The 24212-nt window shown below is 63.3% G+C and carries 22 protein-coding genes and 3 tRNA genes; 3 read left to right on the top strand and 22 right to left on the bottom strand.

Going from position 1 to position 24212, the window contains the following annotated elements:
* Positions 1-45: 45 nt before the first annotated feature.
* The 3 genes from HBF26_RS18225 to HBF26_RS18215 form a co-directional block, all read right to left on the bottom strand.
* Positions 46-789 carry a hypothetical protein gene (locus HBF26_RS18225; protein WP_167129488.1) on the bottom strand — a complete coding sequence of 248 codons (744 nt, stop codon included), beginning with the start codon at positions 787-789 and terminating at the stop codon, positions 46-48.
* A gap of 951 nt (positions 790-1740) precedes the next feature.
* Positions 1741-2304: a hypothetical protein gene (locus tag HBF26_RS18220; RefSeq protein ID WP_167129350.1), complete on the bottom strand. Its 564-nt coding sequence runs from the start codon at positions 2302-2304 to the stop codon at positions 1741-1743.
* 893 nt (positions 2305-3197) lie between these two features.
* Positions 3198-4727: a recombinase family protein gene (locus HBF26_RS18215; protein ID WP_275690601.1), complete on the bottom strand. Its 1530-nt coding sequence runs from the start codon at positions 4725-4727 to the stop codon at positions 3198-3200.
* A 156-nt stretch (positions 4728-4883) separates the two neighbouring features.
* On the opposite strand from HBF26_RS18215, the gene HBF26_RS18210 reads away from it, so the two are divergent.
* Positions 4884-5165: a hypothetical protein gene (locus HBF26_RS18210; protein ID WP_167129485.1), complete on the top strand. Its 282-nt coding sequence runs from the start codon at positions 4884-4886 to the stop codon at positions 5163-5165.
* Positions 5166-5689: 524 nt separating this feature from the next.
* Here the strand turns inward: HBF26_RS18210 and HBF26_RS18205 are convergent.
* From HBF26_RS18205 to HBF26_RS18120, 18 genes are all read right to left on the bottom strand, one after another.
* Complete coding sequence (locus HBF26_RS18205) at positions 5690-6379, bottom strand: SOS response-associated peptidase (protein WP_167129484.1); 690 nt, start codon at positions 6377-6379, stop codon at positions 5690-5692.
* A gap of 230 nt (positions 6380-6609) precedes the next feature.
* The gene (locus HBF26_RS18200) at positions 6610-7257 is read right to left on the bottom strand and encodes a hypothetical protein (RefSeq protein ID WP_167129482.1); all 648 of its coding nucleotides are present in this window, start codon (positions 7255-7257) and stop codon (positions 6610-6612) included.
* A gap of 369 nt (positions 7258-7626) precedes the next feature.
* A complete protein-coding gene (locus HBF26_RS18195; protein WP_167129481.1) occupies positions 7627-8118 on the bottom strand; it encodes a helix-turn-helix domain-containing protein in 492 nt (163 codons plus the stop codon).
* Positions 8119-8512: 394 nt separating this feature from the next.
* Entirely contained in the window at positions 8513-8719 is a 207-nt protein-coding gene (locus HBF26_RS19815; RefSeq protein ID WP_167129480.1) for a helix-turn-helix transcriptional regulator, read from the bottom strand.
* 107 nt (positions 8720-8826) lie between these two features.
* Entirely contained in the window at positions 8827-9426 is a 600-nt protein-coding gene (locus HBF26_RS18185) for a hypothetical protein (RefSeq protein ID WP_167129478.1), read from the bottom strand.
* Between the two features lie 63 nt (positions 9427-9489).
* Positions 9490-9753, bottom strand: a complete 264-nt coding sequence (locus HBF26_RS18180; protein ID WP_167129477.1) for a hypothetical protein — start codon at positions 9751-9753, stop codon at positions 9490-9492.
* 307 nt (positions 9754-10060) lie between these two features.
* Positions 10061-11287 (bottom strand): tyrosine-type recombinase/integrase, encoded by a 1227-nt coding sequence (locus tag HBF26_RS18175; protein WP_167129476.1) that lies wholly within the window; start codon positions 11285-11287, stop codon positions 10061-10063.
* 183 nt (positions 11288-11470) lie between these two features.
* A tRNA-Leu gene (locus tag HBF26_RS18170) sits at positions 11471-11557 on the bottom strand.
* A gap of 50 nt (positions 11558-11607) precedes the next feature.
* Positions 11608-11681 (bottom strand) — tRNA-Cys (locus HBF26_RS18165).
* Positions 11682-11761: 80 nt separating this feature from the next.
* Positions 11762-11837: transfer RNA gene (locus HBF26_RS18160), tRNA-Gly, on the bottom strand.
* A 38-nt stretch (positions 11838-11875) separates the two neighbouring features.
* The gene (gene pgsA, locus HBF26_RS18155) at positions 11876-12490 is read right to left on the bottom strand and encodes a CDP-diacylglycerol--glycerol-3-phosphate 3-phosphatidyltransferase (RefSeq protein WP_167129474.1); all 615 of its coding nucleotides are present in this window, start codon (positions 12488-12490) and stop codon (positions 11876-11878) included.
* A 49-nt stretch (positions 12491-12539) separates the two neighbouring features.
* Complete coding sequence (uvrC, locus tag HBF26_RS18150; protein ID WP_167129472.1) at positions 12540-14366, bottom strand: excinuclease ABC subunit UvrC; 1827 nt, start codon at positions 14364-14366, stop codon at positions 12540-12542.
* A 212-nt stretch (positions 14367-14578) separates the two neighbouring features.
* Complete coding sequence (gene kdsB, locus HBF26_RS18145) at positions 14579-15370, bottom strand: 3-deoxy-manno-octulosonate cytidylyltransferase (RefSeq protein WP_167129471.1); 792 nt, start codon at positions 15368-15370, stop codon at positions 14579-14581.
* Positions 15371-15462: 92 nt separating this feature from the next.
* Positions 15463-16752, bottom strand: coding sequence for a 3-phosphoshikimate 1-carboxyvinyltransferase (gene aroA, locus HBF26_RS18140; protein ID WP_167129504.1), 1290 nt, complete (start codon positions 16750-16752; stop codon positions 15463-15465).
* A gap of 14 nt (positions 16753-16766) precedes the next feature.
* The gene (gene hisC / locus HBF26_RS18135; RefSeq protein WP_167129469.1) at positions 16767-17879 is read right to left on the bottom strand and encodes a histidinol-phosphate transaminase; all 1113 of its coding nucleotides are present in this window, start codon (positions 17877-17879) and stop codon (positions 16767-16769) included.
* The gene (pheA, locus tag HBF26_RS18130; protein ID WP_193569962.1) at positions 17876-19033 is read right to left on the bottom strand and encodes a prephenate dehydratase; all 1158 of its coding nucleotides are present in this window, start codon (positions 19031-19033) and stop codon (positions 17876-17878) included. The genes hisC and pheA overlap by 4 nt, the downstream gene beginning before the upstream one ends.
* Before the next feature lie 24 nt (positions 19034-19057).
* Positions 19058-20143, bottom strand: a complete 1086-nt coding sequence (gene serC / locus HBF26_RS18125; RefSeq protein WP_167129467.1) for a 3-phosphoserine/phosphohydroxythreonine transaminase — start codon at positions 20141-20143, stop codon at positions 19058-19060.
* Between the two features lie 123 nt (positions 20144-20266).
* Complete coding sequence (locus tag HBF26_RS18120; protein WP_167129465.1) at positions 20267-21034, bottom strand: FHA domain-containing protein; 768 nt, start codon at positions 21032-21034, stop codon at positions 20267-20269.
* 156 nt (positions 21035-21190) lie between these two features.
* On the opposite strand from HBF26_RS18120, the gene HBF26_RS18115 reads away from it, so the two are divergent.
* Entirely contained in the window at positions 21191-21466 is a 276-nt protein-coding gene (locus HBF26_RS18115) for a polyhydroxyalkanoic acid system family protein (protein WP_167129464.1), read from the top strand.
* A gap of 102 nt (positions 21467-21568) precedes the next feature.
* Positions 21569-21787 (top strand): translation initiation factor IF-1, encoded by a 219-nt coding sequence (gene infA, locus HBF26_RS18110; protein ID WP_019466733.1) that lies wholly within the window; start codon positions 21569-21571, stop codon positions 21785-21787.
* 154 nt (positions 21788-21941) lie between these two features.
* Here the strand turns inward: infA and clpA are convergent, their stop codons facing one another.
* Positions 21942-24209, bottom strand: coding sequence for an ATP-dependent Clp protease ATP-binding subunit ClpA (gene clpA / locus HBF26_RS18105; RefSeq protein ID WP_167129463.1), 2268 nt, complete (start codon positions 24207-24209; stop codon positions 21942-21944).
* Positions 24210-24212: the final 3 nt, after the last annotated feature.

The raw sequence follows: 24212 nt of genomic DNA, 5'->3' as shown, positions 1-24212 counted from the left end.
GGGGTTTCGGACGTTGGGGCCGTCGAGGCTGACGCCAAGCTAACCTCAGACATTGGCAGGCACTGCCGTCACGAAGCCGAGCTCACCTCTTAGCGAATCGAAAACCGCGCTAATGCTTCCCTCGGTGAAAAATAGGTTATTTCCCGGATGTGTGTTCACATCAAATTCTAATGCCACACCGAAGACTGGAGGTGCAGCTTGTTGCACCAGGCCATTTGGCGTGACCTCGAACTGCAGCCCGGATGATTGCATTTGGCTCCATTTCATTATCCGATTTATCTTCATCTTGAAACCATCAACTTCTCCCATAACAGGGCGATTGATCGAGAAGAAAAAGTCAGAGATGTCGTCATCCAATTCCAACCTCGGGAATATGCCACGAAGCATCGGGACAATTTGATCCTGATCGTCGGCAACGAAGGTACGAATACCGCCAATTGCAAGGCGATGAACCGGCGACCCGGTTTCCCCCAGGGTTTGCTCAAAAGGAGTAACAAGGGATTCGACAACCTCATCCAACTCCCCTAGATCACCAATCTGCCCCGGGGCAGATGGCGTCGCGGACCATATAAGATCCGCTCTGTTGGACTGCACCTGTAGATTGAGGTGCCCAAGCCCCATCGTGGCCATCTCGAATCGGCTTTTCTGCGCCGGCATCGCCGTCACTTGCTCGGGCTCGATGCCGAAGATTCCCAGCAGTGATAGCTCATTAAGCTTGGGCGTTCCGGGCGCAAAAAATGCGGTAGCCCTTAAGCCGGTACTAGACCAAGTTCCCTTGACGTCTGGCATCATCCGTCCCTTGTAGTCGAAAGTCGTGCAGTTAGTCGAAAATGGGGTCACTCTAGCACCGTTCAAATATGTGAGACTACCGAGAAAACGCCTGGGCCAAGCCTGAAGCCCGCCGTTAGGGCTTGTTGCTTGCCGTGGCTGGCAGGCCATAGAAGTAGTAGTCGAGCAGCCCAGCCGTGGGCGCCGGAGACTGCTGTTGGAGCCAACGCTAGATAGCGGTTGCCGCGGCCCTGGCATCGGCTGCCGTCTGTCCGGTGCGGGCCGCTACGCGGGAATTGGCCGCACCAATGGCATCACTGACGCCCAGGCCCAGGCTAGAGCCTAAGAGGCCGCCCTCGATTCCACCCAGGCCCGAGCCACCCTCCCCGGTTCCCATGTTCTTGCCGAAATTGCCCTATGCCCTAGGACGGGCACATCCGCAGACTCGCTCTGTACGGCTCCGCCGACACCAGACCTCCCTCTGCCAAAGCAATTTTGGTACTCCCAGCCAATATCGAGGCGGTAGGGCTACCACCCTACCGGGGTCATCCCGCGCCCTCGATACAGTACCCCTTAGAGACGCATTCCAGGACGGTCTAGCGGGCGAGTCTCGGCACCTTGGCGCTGCCCGATTTCTCCGTAAACAACAGAGAGGCGAGAGGAACTGCCTCCTCCCGCTCCCGCGGACCGACTCAGTGTGCGGTGAAGCCCATACTTACCGGCGTTGCTGACGGCCCCTCCAAGATTCCGACAAGGTGGCTGTAGGGGACCCAAAAGACCGGGGCTTCGCCTGACTTCACCTTCACCCGCAGCAGGTGCGTATGTGAGGTATCGACCTCAGAGCACGTGATGGCAAGGACTGTCGGCGGTCCACCTTCAACAAGAACACCACCGAGAACGCCCAAACCCGAATTAAGCCGAGCGGAAGGCGCAGCGGCATCGAGAACGACAACATATTCCATTGCGATCACCTCAGAGATAGTAGGACGCGAGGCCAGCTACAGCACCGATGGCCGTGCCCCAGCCAGGGGCGACGGAGCCTGCCGAGCCGCCAGCGATTGCTGATCCGATGGCACCGCCCGCAGCGGCTCCGCCGACACCGGATGCAACTGCCCCGCCAACGGTTCGCGGCTTGTAAGCGGGATTGAGACCGCTTGTGGCAGAACTCTGGAACTGGCCAGCGACGGAGTTCAACGCATTGCCAAGGTTCGCAAGCCGCTGCTGGTCGTAGCCGTAATTCTTCTGGTACCAGTCGTTGTAAGCCTGATCGATGCCTCCCTGCGTGTAGTCCTGATAGACCTGACCGAGACCTGCCAGCTGGCTGTTGTACTGAGCCTGCAAGGCGCTCGCACCGTTAAGGGCGTTGGATGCCCCAAGGATGTTCTGCGCGTTGTTCTGAGAGGCGGCCAGCTGGTTCTGGTAGCCCTGCTGCCAAAGCTGCTGCTGGTTCTGCAAGTCCTGATAACGTAGCCCGGTCGTGTTGGCTGCAAGGCGGTCGGCAAGCGTCTGCTGTGACGACTGTGCCGCCTGTTGCATGGCTGAACCGCCGAACGCGCCTCCCTGCGAGAACTATGCCGCAAGCTGAGGGACGGCCGACTTGTTATAAGCGTCCGTGGTGTCCTGATTGGTCTACGCGATCAGCTGGTTTAGATTGCCACTACCCGCGTAGGGGTTGGCCTGATAGCTGATGTTTTGACCGCCGTTCACCAGATTGTTGAGGGCTGCGACTTGGGCGTCGTTACCCTTCGCGCCCCAATAGGCGTTGACGGCTGCAAGCTGCTGCTGATCGGACGGGGCGGCATTTAGCTACCCCTCGTAGGACATATACGGCTTGCTATTGACCTGATTGGTCTGGTTGAAGAAGCCCTGATAGGCGTTCTAGAGAAACGGAGGGAGTTCCGTCTTAGTCGTCGTCGTGGTGTTTTTCGGTTGTCCGCCGCCACCGCCCATACTTTCACCTCATGGCAAATTGATCAGTTCCGCCCAACTGAGAAAAAAAGAGCCGTGCGTTGCCCGGCACGGCGTCGGGGAGGCACCTTGAGGCGGCAAGGGGCCTATGCATTTAGGCCGTTTTCAAGGTGTAAGTCCGTCCCGATGTTCAAGTAACTTGCACAAACACGCCAACTCACGCGGCCGATGGACTCGCATCCATCGAAGAACGATTTCATGTCGAAGCAAGGAAGACGTCGCGCCTGATAGGGCCAGCCATTCAAGCACTGGGCTGCTCAACTGCCCATAGTCCGCAAGGGACGATCCTAGGTGGGCGCCCGGTCTGAACGGATGGCGGGCTGGAAGTGCCTGAAAACGAGCGTCTTCCAAAAGCAAGGCGAGGATTTCCCGAAGATGGGCACATTGCTCACGTGCTGTAGCTGCGAGTTCTTCATCTCTTGCAATTACGGCGGCCTGCATTGCATCTAGCGTCTTCTGGCTTATCCACATAGCCTCTGCCTCCGCGTTGACTTGGCGAGATCGAACAACACTCCGAGGGACAGATAGGTAAAGGGCTCTGTCGTGACAGGCCTCCGCCCCACGGTGAGGGGCTCGATGAACGCGCACCGAGGGATAACAAGGAAGTCGAGCGGGGCGGACCCGTCTACCGCCATTCGGGCAAAGACGGTGATGTCTGCGGCAGGATGCACCTGGGTGATCCTCCACCACCGAGAATTGGACGCTCTGACCGACTTCAGCGTATCGAAAGCGACCGTCCATGCGTCATCAATCCGAAGCACCCAGCCCCGCCGTTCGACATCGGAGCCGCCATCCATCAAGCGTTCGGCGACAAAGCGGAGCATTGACTCCCGCCAGGGGCGGATGCGCTGCCGTACGTCGGCGTAGGTGAAGTCTCGCGACGTCCTATACCCAAGGCGCTCATAAACCGCGCGCAGGCTGCCGAATCGGCGGACGTAAGCCTGGGCACTCAGCACTCCCGGCGCATCGTCAATAATCCTGAGGGTCAATCGGCCCTCGCGCTCAAGAACCTCCTTCAGGTCGGCCAAAGCCCTCTCGTCGCTACGGCTCTCTCCCCTGCCCTTGCGGATGGCGTTAGCCTCTCGGAACAACTCGACAGAAACGAGTGGCTGGTGCGTGCCTCGGCTTTCGACCCAGTGAGGGCAGCGTCCCGGTTTGGCCCCGATGGATTTCGTGGTGCGGCCATAGATGCAGAATCCTGCATACTTTGGGTTTTCGATCATCGAGCGGATGCGCTGTTCCCGCCACGGGCGGCCCCGTGCCGTTAACCTCCCCGCCTCGTTTAGCTGCTGGGCGATGCGGTAGGTCGAGATCCCTTCCGCTGCTAGTCGGAAGACATCCCGCACGAGATCCACCTCATCCGCGGGACCTGGGACGAGGACAACACGATCTGTTATGACCGCCTTGTATTCGCCTGGACGGAGCATCCTCCTGGGATTGCCCGCCGCGTCAGTGAGCATTCGTCGATACCCATAACCTGGCGACGCTCCCATGTGGAAACCTAGCTTGGCTAGTCGAGCTTGCCCAGCCTTGACCTTGGCCGAAAGCTCCCGGCTGTATTCGGCGGCAAGATGGCGCTTCAAACTCTTGAGTACAGCCGTAAGCGGCGACCTGTCGTTCTCGAAAGGCTCCGCTACATAGACCACCCGCACCCCATGCATCACGCACATATACTCGTAGAATGCAGCTTGGTCGGCATTCTGAAAGCGGCCCCAGCGGCTCACGTCGAGGACCAGGACTGCCGAAAAGGGGGGGAAGGCTGCGACATCTGCGAGAAGTTGCTGAAGGCCCGCGCGTCCTTCCAAGTCTAGCCCGCTACGGCCTTCGTCCGCATAACGCCGGACTACGATCATTCCGTGTTCGTCGGCATAGCGCTTGATCTCCGCTCGCTGGTTATCTATCGAGTACTGCTGCATATCCGTAGACATGCGGACGTACTCAGCCACCGGAGTGGCCCGGATCGCCCTGCCAGGGGCTCGGACAGCGGACATGGCAGTTACCTGGGCCAGAGCGGCCAAGGCCTCACGCTACGCTGTTGCAAGCCGCGCGGCAATGCCAGGGCTGTTACGAAAACGCTACACATCAAGCTAAGCAAGCCGTGCCGTCACTGCGCAACCCGGGAGACGCATCGTCGATACAATCGCGGAATGAACGCTGCGGAAGAATTCACGTTAACCGTCGCCGAGATCGTACGCGAAGCGGCAGACATGGGTGATGCTGCATTAGCAGGCGACTTCGACGAGGCGAGATTCAGGGCTACGTTGATAATCGCCTTAGCTGATGCGGCAGGGCTGAATGACGTCGTGTTGGCTGCGGCTCTTGCGCTCGATAAGCTTGGCACTACCGGAGACAAGCCCAAAAGTGGTTATGGGGCGGCTATCTTGTCGCTCGCTGATAGGCTGGACGCCGTTGGTTTCGACCCGCTCTAAGCAGTCATGCGGTAGCAGGACCAGCCGAGGTTACCGCGCTTCCGTGCGGCTTTCGGCACCGTCTGGTCGCACATGCCCCATCGCCTCCCGCAGCCCGGACAGGTGCGCACCGCGTGGGGATCAGGGGCGGCTCGCGGCTCAATAGTGGGCCCCGGCACCGGCTGGGGCCGCGATAGGTCAGGCGGCATCTTCCGCAGTAGCGCTTCCCTATTGGCAGCAACCCAACGATCAACCATGCGCTCGATCGTCATCAAGTTTTGGACGCGTTGCGGGCGCCAGATCTTCGGGCCGTAGATCCAGATCAACTCGTAATGGGCGCCTTGGACGCCCTTCACCATGCGCGCTCGTGCGAACGCCTTGCCGTATGGAGTGAGCCTCGCCTCGTACCCGTAGGCGTAGTGCTTCCAGTAGACCAGAGCGGTATCGCGGCGTGACATGCCGGCTAGGGTACGCGGCCGGAATCTCAGAAATGTGGACGAAGCGCGCGTGCCTCGCGAGGTTTCCCTAGTAACCCGGCAGCCTGTCTACAGTTCGATGGACTCGACCAGTTTGGGGCCATCGTTCTTCGGAGAGCCTACGGCCTTCGGCACGGGGTGGTACACGAGATCTGCCTCGGGAACTGCCGCGAGCACGCCCTCGGCGTCCGCCGGCGGTGCTTCGCACCAGATGGCCCACAGGTCGGGCGGCAGGATGACCGGCTGCCGGTCGTGGATGTCCCCAGAGACCCTTCCGGGCTCGCCGGTGATGACCGCATAGGTGTGGACCCACTCAGCGTCCGGGGACTCGCGCCAGCCCTCCCATAGCCCGGCGAACATGAGCAGGTCGCCGGCGGGGTCGTGGATGAAGTAGGGCTGCTTGTTCGGGGTCTCGCCCTTCCACTCGAAGTAGCCGGACGCCGGCACGAGGCAGCGGCGTTTCTTGAATGCCTCGCGGAAAGAGGGCTTGGTGGCCACCGTGTCGGCACGGGCGTTGATGGTTTTCGCTCCGAACTTCAGATCCTTCGACCAGTGCGGGACAAGCCCCCAGCGGTACGCCCGGACGTGGTAGCCGCCCTCCCCGTGCACGACCACGGGCGCCTTCTGGGTCGGCGCAATGTTGTACTGCGGCTCCCGCTGGTTTATCTCGCTGATGATGTCCAACTCCATCTCTTCCAGGGCTTCACGCGCCTGGCGGGAGACGGTTACTGGTCCGAACGTGGCGTAGCGACCGCACATGGCCGCAGCATACCGCTGGCGCGTGACGGCGGTGTCGCCTAAAGTTGGGCTACCGCTTGAACCAACGGCTTGGCGAACTGCTCCGCTAGGTAAGCCGACAACTCGCCCCACGTACCGAACACGATAGATTCGCTCTCCGGGTCAGCGGGGACACGCTCGACGGTAAAACCATTGCGGTTCCTGACGATGCAAATTGCGTCGCCGGCAGTCCAAATCGGGCCATCCTGCATTTAAGCCGCCTCCGCCGTTTTGTGGCCGACTTCCATTGCGTTCAAGAAGTCCTTAGCGGCCCGTAGTAGCCACCGCCTGAGCATCGCCTCAGCCTCCCTTGTCGCGCCTCGGTATGAGCTGGCCCTAATTCCAAGCTGCTTCGCCCTGTCATCCTGGGCGACTGCTGCCCTCCGGTACATGATTCGTGCCATGGCGTCGTTGAGCGCTTCTGGTGCAAACGCATTGCGAAGGCATGCCAGACCGAACCGTTCCACAACCGGCCAGAACCGTTTCGTGTCGCCAGTGGCGTACAGAAGAAGGATGGCCTCTAGCGGCCCGTCGAGTTTCGCAAAGCTGAGGCAGGCTATTGCCTCATCGTCGCGGCGGAATGCCGGAACTGCTACCACCGCCCTAGACGAAGACCATCGATGCTGGCGTTTGACCTTGCTAGACCCATTGATTGACCAGGCTGCTTGCTCAGCCACCCTGCCCCTGCGAGCCACGGTCAGAGCAGACGCCATCACCCCGTCCTCTCGCGAACAATCGCGAATGTTCTCGACGGTGGTATCGGCGAACCAGCTATGCCCCATACCTAGGGCCTGGGCAAGTCTCCGTGCCGCCCGCTCGATGACCGCGTCGTCATAATCGGCCCGCCTGCCGATTGTCATTAGGCTTCCTTTCGTCGCTGTGCCGCGACCCGCTGCTCGTAGCGACGCCACGCCCAACGGCGGTATGGGACCGCTAGCAGTGTGCAAGCACCCAGCTGCACTCGGTGGATGTCTGGCTTGCGGTTGTTCCAGCCTGGCGAGCGCTGAGTAACGGCGAGGGCGTTACTAACAGCGTTACGCGTTACGTCACTTCCTACACTCGCCCGATTCGACGGGTTCTCTGAGGTCGTCGGGCGGTTTCCGGGGAGATAGTGGATGCTCATAAACCGTAGAGCCCTTGGTAAATATTAAAGGAGCCCGATAGTCGGGGCACCAGGAGCACCAAGACGGGTGAAACTGGCCCGATAGTCGGGGCGATTACGGCGGCGGTCATGCGACTTTCTTCGTAATTGACCCGATGTCCGGGGTAGATTGCCCCGATAGTCGGGGTGGCGCTTCTGTTTTTGGTGTGGCGATCTGAGTTCGCCATTTCCCGGAAGCCACCCTGGTGAATGGCACGTCCAGCGCCACCTTGGTTTCGTGGATCTCGACCCACGTGTATGCGTAGAGACTTGGAGCATGCATCCCGCCTTGGCGAGTAAGTTCGATGATGCCCGCGCTCAATAGCTCTCGGATCGCGCGTTGCAACGTGTCCTTAGATTTCCATCCCTGGAGCTTCATCCACGACCAAGGAAGGGCAAGGTTGCCGTTGTTAAAGCCGTTGTACCGGGCCCCCATGTCGAGAATGAGGGCCTTTGCCTTGTGACTAAGGCCGCGATAGCTGGGTGAGTTCAATACCGCTGCTGGCACAACGAGACGATGCCCCTCGCCGGCCGCTCCCTTCCCTGTTTGCCTGGCTCGCTTGTCGTATCTCGGCTTCATGACGCGCCCCCAGATGCGGTGCTGGCTGGCACTGCATGAGACGAGTGGGAGTTGGGGGATACCGAAGCCAGGGGCGGGCCCTCCGTGCTCGACAGTGAGTCATGGAAATTGGCCCTAGCGCGGTCGATACGTGAACCCGTCTTAGCCGATGCACGCAGCCGTGAACGGACATCACTCCATCGAGCCTCGACCTTCGGCCACTCCCTGACTAGGGTAGCGAGCTGGCCGCTCGACAGTACCCCCTCCAGACGGCGGCTACCGCCGATCTTGACTAGCTCCGAGAGTAGGCCGCAAACCCTTTCACTCTTAAGGTGCTGTGCACGGGGCCACAGCGGGTCCAGGGGGCATATGGGGGCGTTGCAGGAGCCGAAGCGAGGACAACGAGGGGCGGTGCTCATGCAGCCACCCGCGAAGCCGCAATCCGTTCAGCGCACCACTGCTGCACCTCGGTCTCTACCCATACCGTGGTGGCTTCCGAGAGGTGGACCCGCTTCGGAAATCGGCCCTTGGCCTCCATGCGGTAGATATGGGTTCCGCTAAGGCCGGTCCGCTGGCATACATCCTTGAGTCGGAGAAAGGTAATAGGTTCTTGCGTAGACATGACATCACCTCGTGTTGGGTGATGCTTAAGCTATACGCGAGCGGGACTTTTCGCGCTCCTCTCAGCGCAGCAGAAGCCCCGTTCTCCTACGGAGAATCCCCTCTCTGCTAAGCGTGGAGGGAACCTCCTCGGGTCCACTCTATAACCCACCTCTCGGCGGTCTTATAGCTGACATGAAACTCCTTCTCGATTGCCCGTGCCGCATCCGCCTTGAAACGCCATTGACGCGAGAGGAACAAAGCGTGAGCTTCCTCCTTCTTCTGTACATTGCCAATGTGCCTCGCATTCGCAGCGCGTGACGCTTGGTTCTTGCGCCGTTCCTCTGCGACTAAGTCCAAAGCAAGCTCAACCTCGCTGATGACGTCAACCGAGCGGATGAATGCAGAAAAGAAATCGCCTTGGTTCGCGGCCTCTAATGCGAGGTTCAAACTCCGCTCGCTCTTTGCGAGGAACGCCTCTCCAAGCGACATTCCGTTGAAGGGGCCGTCGATATCGAGCTGTTCGATGTCTTCGGGAATTTCGTTGGTTTCCCGAAGGTCTTTTACCTTACGGAGGATCTGATCCAATCCAGCCCCGGCAAGAAGGGCTTGGCGGGCTTGGGGTTCCGTGAGGTTGTGAGCTTCTGAAAACGCTCGAACTTTTCCGGCGAATGCGGCAGCCTCTCGGGCGAGTTCCGCCTTGTATTTCTCAACTTTGTCTTTGTCCATGGCTCCGCCTGCACATGGTGAGCGGGAGGGGTTTGACCTCCCGCATTGTTTAGTCGCCAGGGGTTACTTGAATGCCTTCCGCTCCCCTAGCTCGTCCCAAGCCGCCTTGACCTCATCGAGCATACCGCTCAGTGCCCACATGAACTCGTCGCGGACATCGTGAGAGAGGTTCCGGAAAGACTCCCCCTGATCCGCCCAGGTCATCATGGAGAGCGCCCGTGCCTTGCTGACGTATTCGCCGATACGGTCGCGGAGATCCACGACTTCCAGGCTCGCAAGGTCAGTAAGTTTTCCGGCCGCATTCAATGCAATGTGTTCGTTACCCATGGCGGCGACCCTCAGTGCGTCACGCTTGAGGTACTAAGGAGCGCTGTTGCGGCAAGGGGTGCCAAGGCAGCAAGGATAGCCGCCCTATCTCCCGGGGACAGGCGGCGGTACAAGTCTAGTAATTCGCGCTCCTGGGCCGTTTCAGCGAAAGGCACGAATGAGTCCCCAGGAAGGCTCGCCGCAATGGACGAACGTGCAGCTACAATTTCGTTACCCATGATCTCGACTCCCATCGTCGTGGTTGTGGTTAGGCGGGCGGGGTGCTGCTACACCCTGTCCCGCCGCTTCCGACATAGCGCCGGAATTCTTACGCCGCAGACCCCGCCTGCGGTTTGAATGCAACGACCTTGCCACCAGCCTTGAGACTGTCCAAATAATCCGCCCATGCTTGCATCATCTTCGTGCGCTCCTTGAGGTACTGAGCGGCGTGCGTGTAGGCATCACGGACCTTGTTCGATTCTGCGTGGGCTAGCTGGCGCTCTATGGCGTCCGCATTCCAGCCCATTTCGTTGAGGCGGGTCGCTGCCAGGCTCCGGAACCCGTGGCCTGTCATTTCTTCGCCGGAGTAGCCCAAGCGACGCAACGCAGCGTTGACGGTGTTCTCGCTCATAGGGCGGTGCGCTGACCGGAGGCTCGGGAAGACATAGCGACCGTGGCCGGTGAACTCGTGAAGCTTCCGGAGGATCGAAACTGCCTGTTTCGACAGCGGCACTACGTGAGCCGCTTTCATCTTCATGCGCTCGCCGGGAATTCGCCACACATGCCCATCAAGGTCGAACTCTGCCCACTCAGCCGCCCGAAGTTCGCCGGGACGCACGAATACGAGGGGAGCCAATTGGAGGGCGGACAGCGTAACGAACTGTCCTGAGAACCCGTCGATGGCCCGCAGCAAACCGCCAATCTTCACCGGGTCCACGATGGCCGCGTGGTGTTTCACCTTCGGGGCCTTGAGCGCCCCCCGGAGGGGCTGCGTAGGATCGACGTCCGTAAGGCCCTCAATCACCGCAAAGCGGAATACCTGCCCCACCCTGATTTTCGCGCGACGAGCCGTTTCCAGCATGTCCGCCCCCTCGATCTTCCGGAGGCAGTCCAACACGACGCGGGAGGTGATTTCGCGCAGAGGTAGTTCACCGAGATCCGGATACAGGAACTTGGTGAATATCCAGCGGGACTTGTTAGCCGTGGCTTCGGAAACGTCCTGCCGGGACATCCAAATTTCGGCAACGGAACGGAAGGTAGGAACAGGTGCGAGAGCCAGGGAACGGGAGCGTTTTTCCTCTTGGCGATTCGCACTCGGATCAATGCCATTCGCTAACTGCGCCCTAGCCGCGTCACGCCGCAGGCGGGCCTGCGCAAGAGATACGCTGGGATATGTACCGAGGCTGAGCATCTTCGCTTTGCCGTCGAAGCGGTAGCGGAAGCGCCAGCGGGGAGCGCCAGTTACGGGCACTTCGACCGCAAGACCCGCCGAGTCCGTAACTCGGTAAAGCGTCTCTCGGTGCTTTAGGCCCCTCAATTTGGCGTCGGTGAGCATGGTGAGTAACTACCGCCTCGATGTGAGTAGGTGCAGTTATACTCACAAAGTTACTCACATGCAAGTGGTGATGCCATGTTGATGTGAGTAGGCACCAGCCAGCGCTCCGTGCCTTGAACTAAGGCAGATTACGGAGTTTCGGGGCCGGGAGGGTTGGGCATGTTATGCCCTATCGATGCTAGATGGTGCCCGGAGTGGGACTCGAACCCACATACCCTTTCGGATGAGGGATTTTAAGTCCCTTGCGTCTACCGGTTTCGCCATCCGGGCGGAAAGAAAAAAGGCGCCTCCGCCGTCGGCGGGTGCGCCTTGGAATGCGATGGAGGCCGAGGTCGGAATCGAACCGGCGTACGCGGATTTGCAGTCCGCTGCATGACCACTCTGCCACCCGGCCATCGCTTGCGCAGCGCGAAGAGTATCCGCGAAGCGCTTAAAAAACAAAACCTCGGGTGACCGAGGCTTTGTGGAATTACTTGGAGCGGGAAACGAGACTCGAACTCGCGACCCCGACCTTGGCAAGGTCGTGCTCTACCAACTGAGCTATTCCCGCGTCGTTGTCCGGCTATTTTAGATCAGATGGCGAATGTGTCAACCACTTTGCACCGAATTTTTTTCACTTTCCTTCACTTCGTCTGAATCTCCGCGCAGGCTCGGCCATGCGGCCCGCAGGTAGTCGAGACCGGACCAGATCGTGAGGATGCCGGCCACCACCAGGAGGGCTTCGCCGATGTGGTAGAGCCGCAGGGTTTCGGCGTCGTGCTGGAGCAGCAGCACCACCAGGGCCACCATCTGCATAGCTGTCTTCAGTTTGCCGAGGAAGGCGACCTTAACCTTGGAGCGCGCCCCGATCTGGGCCATCCACTCGCGCAAGGCCGACACGCTGATCTCGCGTCCCACGATGATGGACGCGGTCACCGCCATGAGGATGCCCGGCCATCCACCCCGGTGGGATTCCACCAGCAGGAACAGGGTCACGGCGATCATGAGCTTGTCGGCCACCGGATCCAGGAAGGCACCGAAGGCCGACGTGAGGTTCAACCGGCGGGCCAGGTAACCATCGAGCCAGTCGGTGACCCCGGCTAGGACGAAAACCACCGCCGCCGTGAGGTTCGCGCCACGAAACGGCAGGTAGAAGACGATCACCATGACCGGGAGCAGGAGCACTCGGAACAGGGTGAGCCAAGTAGGAAGATTGATTCGCATAAGTCAGCCGGTGCGGGATGCGAAGCGTGTCGGCCTCGCCTCCTCTCGATCAGGGATGCAGCATGGCATAGATGCGTTCGGCCAGCCCGCGATCAATGCCCTTCACGCTCATCAGTTCCTCGACGCCCGCGGCTTCCACGCCGGTCAGGCCGCCGAAGGCCTTGAGCAGGGCCGCGCGGCGGCGCGCGCCAACGCCTGGCACGTCCTCGAGCGTACTCCGCTCGCGTGCCGCTTCGCGACGGCGGCGATGGCCACTGATGGCGAAACGGTGCGCTTCGTCACGAACCGCCGCCACGAGGTGCAGCGCCGGCGACGACGTTCCCGGGTGCAGCGTCTTGCCGCTGTCGGCGAGGACGAGTGTTTCTTCGCCGGCTCGCCGGCCGGGCCCCTTGGCCACGCCGACCACGCGGATGCCCTCTTCCACACCCAGCTCGCGCAGGACGTCCACCGCCTGGGCCACCTGCCCCATGCCGCCGTCGATCAGCAGGATGTCGGGCCTGGCGCCGCCCTCCACCACCTTCTTGAAGCGACGGGTCAGCGCCTGGTGCATGGCGGCATAGTCGTCGCCGGGGGTGATGCCCGTGATGTTGAAGCGCCGGTAGTGCGACTTCTCGGGCCCCTCAGGCCCGAACACCACGCACGAGGCCACGGTCAGTTCGCCACGCGTGTGGCTGATGTCGAAACACTCGATACGCCGCGGCGTGGTTTCCAGTTCAAGAACCTTCTGCAGGTCGTCGAAGCGCGCCAGCAAGGTGTGCCGGCTGGCCAGCCGCGACGTGAGTGCCGCACTGGCGTTGCGCTGGGCCATCTCCAGGAAGCGCGCACGCTCGCCGCGAACGCTCGGCTTGAGCGACACGACGTATCCCGCATGGTCCGACAGCACGGACGCAAGCACGTCCATGTCCTCCACGGGATCGCTGAGCACCAGCTCGCGCGGCACCTGCCGCTCCAGGTAGTACTGGGCGATGAACTGCGACAGCACGTCGGAGACGGAGGCGTCCGTCGGCAGCCGGGGGAAGAAATCGCGCGACCCCAGGCTCACGCCGTTTCGGAAGAAGAGCACGCTCACGCAGGCCATGCCGCCCTCCATGCAGCACGCGATCACGTCCATGTCCGCGCTGGCACCCTGGACGAAGTGCTGGGCCTGCAACTTGCGCAGCGCCGCCACCTGATCGCGCAGGTTCGCCGCGCGCTCGAAATTCAGGTCGCGCGATGCCTGCTCCATCGACGACGCCAGCTCGTCGATGACGGCACTGCTGCGCCCTTCCAGGAACATCTCGGCGTGGCGCACGTCGCTCTTGTAGTCGTCCACGTCGATGAGGCGAACGCACGGCGCACTGCAACGACCGATCTGATGCTGGAGGCAAGGACGCGAGCGGTTCCGGAAGTAGCTGTCCTCGCACTGGCGCACCTTGAACAGCTTCTGCATCAGGCCGAGGCTTTCGCGCACCGCGAAGGTGCTCGGATACGGGCCGAAGTAGCGGCCCGGCCCCGTCTTGGCGCCACGATGGAACGCCAGCCGCGGATAGTCCTCGCCGCCGGACAGGTAGATATACGGATAACTCTTGTCGTCGCGAAGCACGATGTTGTATCGCGGCTTCAACGACTTGATCAGCTGGGATTCCAGCAGCAGGGCCTCGCCCGCCGTGCGCGTGAGGGTCACCTCCGCGCGGGCGATCTGCGACACCATGGACGCGATGCGCGGATCCATGGGCGGCTTCAGGAAATAGTTGCCTACCCGCTTCTTGAGGTTAGCCGCCTTGCCGACGTACAGAAGCTCGTCTTCCGCATCGAAATAGCGATAGACGCCGGGCGAGGTGGTGAGATGGCGGACGAAGGCCTTGCCGTCGAACGGATGCGACTCGGTGTGCTCCATTCCGGCATTTTACCGCGTCGGCGGATCGCAGACGCGAAGACGCCGGCATGGGATGGGCCATGCCGGCGGGGACCTTCCTTGGGAGTGTCGCCGTCCTGCAGAGGAGTGAAGTTTGGCGACGGAGTTAGATTACGTCGCGGCCCGCGCTCGCGCGCCCGGCCGCTGCCTGCGCGGCCTGTGGGGTTCTCCCGCAGGCCCTTGCAGGGGAACCCTTACGACCGCTCCCCGAGCGTTCCAGCGAGCCAGCGCTCGGCCCGGGCCAGATCGTCCGCGGTGTCGATACCGGGGGGAAAGGGCTCCGGGGTGGGACTCACCGAGATCGCATAACCGTGCTCCAGGGCCCGCAACTGCTCCAGGGACTCCGCCTGCTCCAGGGGCGTCCGAGGAAGGGCCGCCAGGCGGCGCAGGAACCCCGCGCGGTACGCATAGATGCCGATGTGACGCAGGAAAGGCACGCCCGCCGGAAGCGATTCGCGATCCTGCGCGAACGCGTCACGGGCCCACGGCGCTGGGGCTCGCGTGAAGTAGAGGGCGCGGCCGTTTCCACCCCGAACGACCTTCACCACGTTCGGGTCGAAGAGCTCATCCGCGTGCTCGATGGGGGCGGCCAGGGTCGCCATGGGCGCCTCGTCGCCCGCCAGCGTTGCCACCACCGCCCGTATGCCGGCCGCGGGAGCGAAGGGTTCGTCGCCCTGGAGGTTCACCACCACCGTGTCGTCGGGCCAGCCGAAGTGACTCGCGGTCTCGGCGATGCGGTCGCTGCCGGAGGCGTGGTCCGGCCGGGTCATGCAGACCAGGATGTCGCCGCATCCGCGAAGTTCGCGCACCACCCGCTCGTCGTCGGTGGCGACCACCACCTGGGCGGCACCCGCCTCCCCCGCCCTCGCCGCCACGCGGCGGATCATGGATTCCCCGCCGATCTTGAGCAGTGGCTTGCCCGGCAGCCGCGTGGAACCGAAGCGCGCGGGCACGACAACGACGAATGGGGGAAGCTTCACGACCATTGGCTTGTGTCTGGCTCAGGGGACGTGAAGCGTAACGCCTTCCCGGCACGTACGTCATGGCGGAACCCGCCTTGCCGTGACGCGCGATGGAATCAGTTCGCCGGTTCGAGTCGAAAGCCCACGCCGTTGGCCAGTTCCATGAACCCCGGGAACGACGTGGCCACGTTGGCGCAGTCGCCGATGGCGATGGGGCCTTCGGCCACGAGTCCCGCAACGGCAAAACTCATGGCGATGCGGTGGTCGCCATGGCTGTCGATGCTGCCGGAACGAAGCCCGCCGCCGCGGATGACGGCGCCGTCGGGCAATTCATCCACCGACGCGCCGCATGCCTTGAGGCCGTTCGCCATGCTCGCGATGCGGTCCGATTCCTTGACGCGCAGTTCGGCCGCGCCACGGATGGTGGTGGTGCCGTCGGCGACGGCGGCGGCCACGAACAGCGCCGGGAACTCGTCGATCATGTCCGGCACGATCTCCTCGGGCAGCGACACCCCGTGCAGGGGCGCATGCGTCACGACCAGGTCCGCGATGGTTTCGCCGCCGCTCGTGCGTGTGTTTTCCACGGCGATGTCGGCCCCCATCAGCCGAAGCGCGCTCAGCAGGCCCGTGCGACGGGGATTGAGGCCCACGCCGTTGAGGCGCAGCGAGGAGCCCGGCACGATACAGGCCGCCACGATGAAAAAGGCGGCGGATGAAAAGTCCGCCGGCACATCCACGTTGGCGGCGTGCAGCACGTGCCCGCCCTCCAGACGTGCGCGACCGGGGGAATAGTCGATGGGCCACCCGAAGGCCTTCAGCATGCTCTCGGTGTAGTCGCGAGTGGGGTGCGGCTCCACCACCTCCGTGAATCCCTCGGCGTACAGGCCCGCGAGCAGCAGTGCCGACTTGATCTGGGCGCTCGCCACCGGCGGGCGGTAAGTCACGCCATGCAATCGCGCACCGCCATGGATGCGCAACGGCGGCTTTCCGTCGTTCGTGTCGATCGAAGCGCCCATCTGCGCCAGAGGATCGGTCACGCGCCGCATCGGCCGGCGCGACAGCGATTCATCGCCGACGAGTGTCGAATCGAACGCCTGGCCCGCCAGCAGGCCAGCCAGGAGACGCATGCCCGTGCCGGCGTTTCCGCAATCGAGCGCATCCGGGCTGCCGCGCAGGCCGTGCAAGCCGACGCCGTGAACGATGCGCTCGCCCGGCGATGGCGTTTCGAAGCGCACGCCGAGCTTGCCAAGGATCGAGGCAGTAGCAAGAGTGTCTTCGCCTTCCAGGAATCCGCGGATATGCGTCACGCCTTCGGCGATGGCACCGAACATCAGGGCGCGATGCGACACCGACTTGTCGCCCGGCACGGTCACTTCGCCGTGCAACGGTCCGCTCTTGTGGCTCATCCAATCGACACGGTTCACGGCAGGTGCTCCAGCAGACGATCCAGTTCGGCACGGCTGCCGACACTCACGCGCACCGTGTGCGGCAGGCGGTAGCCGACCATCGGGCGCACGATCACGCCGCGCTCGAAAAGATGCGCCTCGAAGGCGGCCGCATCGCGGCCCAGGTCCAGCAGCAGAAAGTTGGTCTGCGAAGGCAGCACACGAAAACCCCGGGCACTCAGCGCATCGGCGAGCCATGCGCGGTCGACGCGGTTCGTCTCGCGCACGCGCGCCAGGTAGTCGCGATCGCCGAGGGCCGCTTCCGCTGCAGCGAGTGCCACGCCGTTCACGTTGAACGATTCGCGCAGGCGCTCGCAGACGGCTGCCACGGAGGGGTGGCTCAGCATGTAACCGATGCGAAGGCCGGCGAGCGCATAGGCCTTCGAAAACGTACGCGTCACCACGAGGTTCGGGAAGCGATCGAGGAAACGCACGGCCGTGCTCAAACCGCTCGCGTCGACGTACTCGTGGTAAGCCTCGTCCACAACCACGATCGTGTCCGCCGGCATCTTGCCCAGGAAGGTCTCCAGTGCGGCATCGCCGAACCATGTGCCGGTGGGATTGTTCGGGTTGGCGAGGTACACCAGCCGGGTGTTCGCGGTGACCGCCGAAGCGAGCGCGTCGAGATCGTGGCCGTAGGGGGCTTCGGGATGATCCGCCGGAAGAGCGGGCACGGCCAGGGACGGCGCGCCGGCTGCCGCCGCGGCGATCGGGAATACCGCGAAGCCGAACTGCGAATGGACCACGGGATGCTCGGCATCCGCAAAGCACTGCGCGAGCAGCATGAGGAGCTCATGCGAACCGTTGCCGAGCGTGATGCCCGACACGGGCACGCCTTCCGCGGCCGACAGCGCACGCTTCAGCGACGCGCCCAGCGGGTCGGGATAACGCCACACCTCGTCCAGCGCGCTGGCTGCCGCGGCCCTGGCGCGCGGGCTCGGACCCAACGGGTTTTCATTGGAACCGAGTTCGGCGATGACGGCGCCGAAGCGTCGGCGCAGCGCGGGAAGGTCGTGGCCGGGGTCGTAGGCACGGAGCGCCGACGTCGCCCTGTTGGCGAGCGCGGCTGCATCGAATGAGAAGGTCATGGAAGGGCTACGGGGTAAGAGCCGAGCACGCGCACTTCGGCGGCGGCGGGTTTCATTTCTTCGAGGGCGGCCTGCAAGGCCGGATCGTCCACATGGCCGGACACGTCGATGAAGAATGCGTACTGCCACTTTCCCGTGTGTGCCGGGCGGGACTCGATACGGTTCATGCTGATGTCGTGTTTCGCCAGCGGGCTCAGCACGTCGTACAACGCGCCCGGCTTGTCGCGCACCGACACCAGCAGCGAGGTGCGATCGTTGCCCGAGGGCGGGAAGATCGAGCGGCCGATGACGAGGAAGCGGGTGGTGTTGTCGGAACGGTCTTCGATGGGGCCGGCCACGGTTTTCAGGCCATAGACACGCCCGGCGGTCTCGCCGGCGATGGCCGCGGATTCCGGCGAGAGCCGTGCCGTGCGCGCGGCCTCGGCATTGCTCGAAACCGGCACGCGCTCCACGTGCGGCAGGTTCACGCGCAACCAGCCCTGGCATTGCTGCAACGACTGCGGGTGGGAGTACACACGCTTCACGTCTTTCAGCTCGCCGCTCAACGAAAGCAGGTTCTGGTGCACGCGCAGTTCGACTTCGCCACAGATGGTGGCCTTCGACACGAGGAACATGTCCAGCGTCATCTGGATCATGCCCTGCCCGGAGTTCTCCACCGGCACCACACCGAAGTCGGCGTTGCCGGCGGCCACCTCCTGGAACACCTCTTCGATGCTGCCCAGCGGCAGTCCATACGCGGCATGGCCGAAATGCTTGCGCACCGCCTGCTCGCTGAAGGTGCCCTCGGGACCGAGGAAGCCGATCTTCAGCGGCTGCTGCTGCGACAGGCACGACGACATGATCTCGCGGAACAACCGCACCAGTTCCGCATTGGGCAGCGGACCGTCGTTACGGTCGATGACGCCACGCAACACCTGCGCCTCGCGCTCGGGTCGGTAATACTCCACCGCCGCCTTCAGCGGGCCCTTGGCCCGCCCGACCTGCTGCGCCCAACGGGCGCGCTCGCTGATGAGCGATTGCAGTTGCTGGTCGATGCTGTCGATGCGCGTACGCGCCTCGGCGAGCGTGGCTTGTTTGTCGGCGGGGGTCTTGCTCATGGACTTCCAGGCGGCTAAGTGGTTGCAGTTGAAACGTTTCTTTCGCGCGCGAGGCATGTTGCAGCGCGGCGACCTCCGACTTTAACCGTGCCGCGCCGCAAAGTCCCGCATGAATTGCACCAGTGCCTCCACCGCGGGCTGCGACACCGCGTTGTACAAGGAAGCACGCATGCCGCCGACGGCCTTGTGCCCCTTGAGGCCGATGAAACCCGCCGCCTCGGATTCCGCCAGGAAGACGCTGTCGAGCGCGCTATCGTGCAAGACGAACGACACGTTCATGCGCGAACGCGCGGCGCGTTCCACATCGTTGCGATAGAAACCATCCGAGCCGTCGATGGCGTCGTACACCATGGCCGACTTGCGCGCGTTACGCTCGCCCATCGCGGCGAGGCCACCCTGCCCCTCGATCCATTCGAAGGTCAGGCCGGCGACGTACCAGCCCCAGGTATTCGGCGTGTTGAGCATCGAGTCGTTCGCCGCCTGCTCGGCATAACGCAGGATCCGCGCGATCGACCGCGGCGGACGCGCCAGCAGGTCGTCGCGAACGATCATGAGCACGAGGCCCGACGGGCCGATGTTTTTCTGCGCACCCGCGTAGATGAGGCCAAAGCGCGACACGTCCAGCGGCGCACCGAGGATGTTCGACGACATGTCCGCCACGAGCGGCACCTCACCCACGTCCGGTATCTCGTGGAATTCGAGGCCCCGGATCGTCTCGTTCGGCGTGTAGTGTACGTACGATGCCTCCGGATTCAGCTGCCAACCGGCGCGCGGGGGGAGCGTGAGAAAGTCGGTGGCTTCGGACGTGGCTGCCACGCGCGCGTCGACATGAAACGCCGCTTCGCTCACGGCCTTCTTGCTGAACACGCCAGTGACGATGTAATCGGCCGAGCCGCCTTCCGGCGCCAGGTTCATCGGGATCTGTGCGAAGTGCTGCGTCGCGCCGCCCTGGAGGAACAGCACCTTGTAGTTCGACGGGATGGCAAGCAGCTGGCGCAGGCGCTGTTCCGCCGCCGCGGCCAGCTGCATGAAGGGCTTGCCACGATGGGAAAGCTCCATCACCGACGCCCCGGTTCCGTTCCAGTCGAGCATCTCCGCCTGCGCCCGCTTCAACACGGCTTCCGGCAGCGCCGCGGGACCGGCGCTGAAATTCCACGCTCTGCTCACTTCGTTCTCTCGCTCGATGGAGGTAGGCGCATTATGCCCGCAGCCAACACGGGCAAGACGCTCCGTGGGGTGCGTGCGGCAAGCTTGCCCGCTATCGCGGGATCGCCAACTCCCACACTGGCGTCAGAACTGAACGAAGAGGACGGCGGCGATGCCGAGCGCCAGCAGCGCGGCAGTGAGGATCAGCCACCAGACGTCGCCGCGCGGTGCCTCCGCCACCTGCGGCACCGGCTCCGCCTCCGGCTCGGGAGGGGCCAGCACGGGCTCGGCTGCCCAGCCCGGCCCTTCCACGACAAAGCGGTGCGTCGCAATGCCGATCTGGTCGCCGGGCTGCAGGGGGGCGCGAACCGTCTTCACCCCGTTGACGCGAACCGCGTGACGCGCAGGCACGCGGGACGCATCGAGCATCAACTCGCCGTCGGTCCATGTGAGCGTGAGCAGGGCTGCATCGTTGCCGGGCAATTCCAGCGGCAATGCGCCGTGCGTGGAGCCGAGCTCCAGGCGTTCGCCGATGGCGATCACGCGGCCCGACAAGGGCCCCGCCACGGGACGCAAGGCCACCGTGCAGCGCGATTCGGTCGGCGGAACGAGTTCCCGCGCGTCCAGGTCGGCATCGTCCCGAACCAACATGCGGCAATCGCCCAGGGAAAGGCTGTCGCCGGCGCGCAGCAAGGCGCGTTCCCGGACCGGGCGTGCGTTGACATACACGCGGCCCGCCTCGGGCGCCACCTCCAGCACCAGACCGCGGCGGTCCCGGTGGATGGTGACGTGACGACTGGCCACCTGGGCTTCGGACACGACGAGATCGTTGTCCTCCGCGCGACCGATTGTGAGCACGGGTCGTGACCAGTGGAAATCACCGCGAGCCGAGCTGACGAATTCGATGCGCATGGAGGAACCGGGACGTTGACGACGCGACTTTAGCAGAGTGCGGTATCTATTTGAACGGAAAGGAGCTGTGAAGAGTGAAGCGTAAACCGTGAGCTGCCGCGCCGGGTTGCGACCGGGCGCTGCTAGACTGCCCTGCTTTGGAACAAGGAGCCGCTCATGGCGAAGATCGATATACGCCGTCCCCACGGCACCACGATGGAGAACGCCCGGGCCGTGGTCGAGAAGGTGGCCGGCCGCATGCGCGAGAAATTCGGCACCGAGGGCACCTGGCAGGGCGATACGCTTACCTTTGCGCGCTCCGGGGTGAAGGGAGCCATCGCCGTCTCCCCCACCGATGTGCACGTGACCGCCGAACTGGGCATGCTCCTCTCGCCGCTGCGAGGCACCATCGAGGACGAAATCCGGAAGAAACTGGACGAGCACTTTGGCTGACCAGGGTACGTCTCCGGCGCGGCTTGCTGGCCGGGGCCGCTCCTCTGTGGCATACTAAGGGACTTATGCGGCCATTCCGGCCGTCATGCCGACCCGGGACACATGGCAAAAGACGACGTCATCGAAATGGAAGGCACGGTCCAGGAGACCCTGCCCAACACCATGTTCCGCGTGCAGCTCGAGAACGGGCACGTCATTACCGCCCATATCTCCGGCCGTATGCGCAAGCACTACATCCGCATCCTCACAGGCGACAAGGTGAAGGTCGAAATGACCCCTTACGACCTGACCAAGGGGCGCATCACGTATCGCATGAAGTAAGGCGCCTGGCGCCGCTTCATGGGCAATGAAAAAAGCCGCGGCTCGCGCCGCGGCTTTTTTTGCTTTGTGTGGGAGCCGCTTCAGCGGCGACGGGTGCTTGCGGCACCCTTGCCCGCTGCCGCGGGATCGCCGGCATAGCCGGCTCCCACAGTTCTTACGCCTCGGCCGTCGCCGGCTCCGCCGACTCCGTTTCCACATGCAGCTCGTCGTCGGCCACCGAAAGGGTGACCTTGCCGCCCTCCGCCAGCTTGCCGAACAGCAGTTCGTCGGCCAGCGCGCGCTTCACCTTGTCCTGGATCACGCGGGCCATCGGGCGGGCGCCCATCTGCGGGTCGAAACCATGCTCGGCCAACCAGCGGCGGGCATCCGGTGTCACGTCCACGCTCACCTTCTTCTCGGCCAGCTGGGCCTCGAGCTCGATGAGGAACTTGTCCACCACGCGCAGGATGTGGTCGAAGTCCAGGGCGTTGAACTGGATGATCGCGTCGAGGCGGTTGCGGAACTCCGGCGTGAACATGCGGCGAATGGTCTCCATCGCGTCCAGCGAGTGGTTCTGCTTCACGAACCCGATGCCGCGACGCGAGGCCAGCTGCGCGCCGGCGTTCGTGGTCATCACGATGATCACGTTCTTGAAGTTCGCCTCGCGCCCGTTCGTATCCGTGAGCACGCCCCGATCCATGACCTGGAGCAGGATGTTGTAGACGTCCGGATGGGCCTTCTCGATCTCGTCCAGCAGCAGCACGCAATGCGGATGCTTGGTGATCTGCTCGGTGAGCAGCCCACCCTGGTCGAAGCCGACATACCCCGGAGGCGCACCGACCAGACGCGACACCGAATGGGCTTCCATGTACTCGGACATGTCGAAGCGAACCATCTCGATGCCCAGCTGCATGGCGAGCTGGCGGGTCACTTCCGTCTTGCCGACGCCCGTGGGGCCGGCGAGCAGGAAGCTGCCGATCGGCTTGGACGGATCGCCCAGGCCCGAGCGCGCCATCTTGATCGACGAGGCCAGGGCCTCGATGGCCGCGTCCTGACCGAACACCACCATTTTCAGGTTGCGCTCCAGGTTGCGCAGCACGTCGCGATCCGACGCCGAAACCTGCTTGGCCGGAATGCGCGCCATCTTGGCCACGATGTATTCGATCTCGGGGACGTCCACCTTGCCGGTGCGCTCTTCCTCGGGAAGCAGGCGCTGGCGGGCGCCGGCCTCGTCGATGACGTCGATGGCCTTGTCCGGCAGCAGGCGGTCGGGAATGTGCTTCACCGAGAGATCCACGGCCGCACGCAGGGCCTCGCCGGTGTATTCCACCGAGTGGTGTTCCTCGAACCGGCTCTTCAGACCGCGCAGGATCTCGATGGAATCGGCCACCGTGGGCTCGACGACGTCGATTTTCTGGAAGCGACGAGCCAGCGCGCGGTCCTTCTCGAACACGCCGCGGAATTCCTGGAACGTGGTGGAGCCGATGCAGCGCAACTCACCCGATGCCAGCATGGGCTTGATCAGGTTCGAGGCGTCCATGGTGCCGCCCGACGCCGAGCCCGCACCGATGATGGTGTGGATCTCATCGATGAAGAGGATGGCGTTCGGCTGCTTCTTGAGCTGGCCGATCACGGCCTTGAGGCGCTTCTCGAAGTCGCCGCGGTACTTGGTGCCCGCCACCAGCGCGCCGAGGTCCAGCGACCAGATTGTGCAGTCTTCCAGCACCTCCGGCACCTGGCCTTCCACGATGCGCTTGGCCAGGCCCTCGGCCAGGGCCGTCTTGCCCACGCCGGCCTCGCCCACGTAAAGCGGGTTGTTCTTGCGGCGGCGGCAGAGCACCTGGATGGTGCGCTCCACCTCGTCCTGGCGCCCGATGAGCGGGTCGATCTTGCCCTGGATGGCCAGTTCGTTCAGGTTCGAGGCGTATTCGCTGAGAGGGTTGCCCTTGCCTTCGCCGCCTTCTTCCCCGTCGCGCTCGGCATTCGGCGCCGCCGCGGCGGATTCGTCGCCGATCTTGGCGATGCCGTGCGAGATGTAGTTGACGACGTCGAGGCGGGTGATCTCCTGCTGGTGCAGGAAATACACGGCGTGGGAGTCCTTCTCGCCGAAGATGGCCACGAGCACGTTCGCGCCGGTGACTTCCTTACGGCCCGACGACTGCACGTGGTACACGGCGCGTTGGAGCACGCGCTGGAAGCCCAGCGTGGGCTGGGTGTCGCGCTCGTCGCCCGCCGGCAGCACCGGCACGGTTTCGGCGATGATCCGCTGCAGGTCCGCGGCCAGGCGCGGGAGATCCACCCCGCAGGCACGCAAGGCGGCCAGGGCGGACGTGTTTTCCGTGAGGGCGAGCAGCAGGTGCTCCACGGTCATGAATTCGTGGCGCTGCTCACGGGCCTGCTTGTAGCAGTGCCCGATGGTGACTTCTAGATCCTTGCTGAACATACG

Origin of the sequence: Luteibacter jiangsuensis (assembly GCF_011742555.1) — a bacterium.
Taxonomy (GTDB): Bacteria; Pseudomonadota; Gammaproteobacteria; order Xanthomonadales; family Rhodanobacteraceae; genus Luteibacter; species Luteibacter jiangsuensis.
This window is presented reverse-complemented; position numbering and strand designations above follow the sequence as displayed.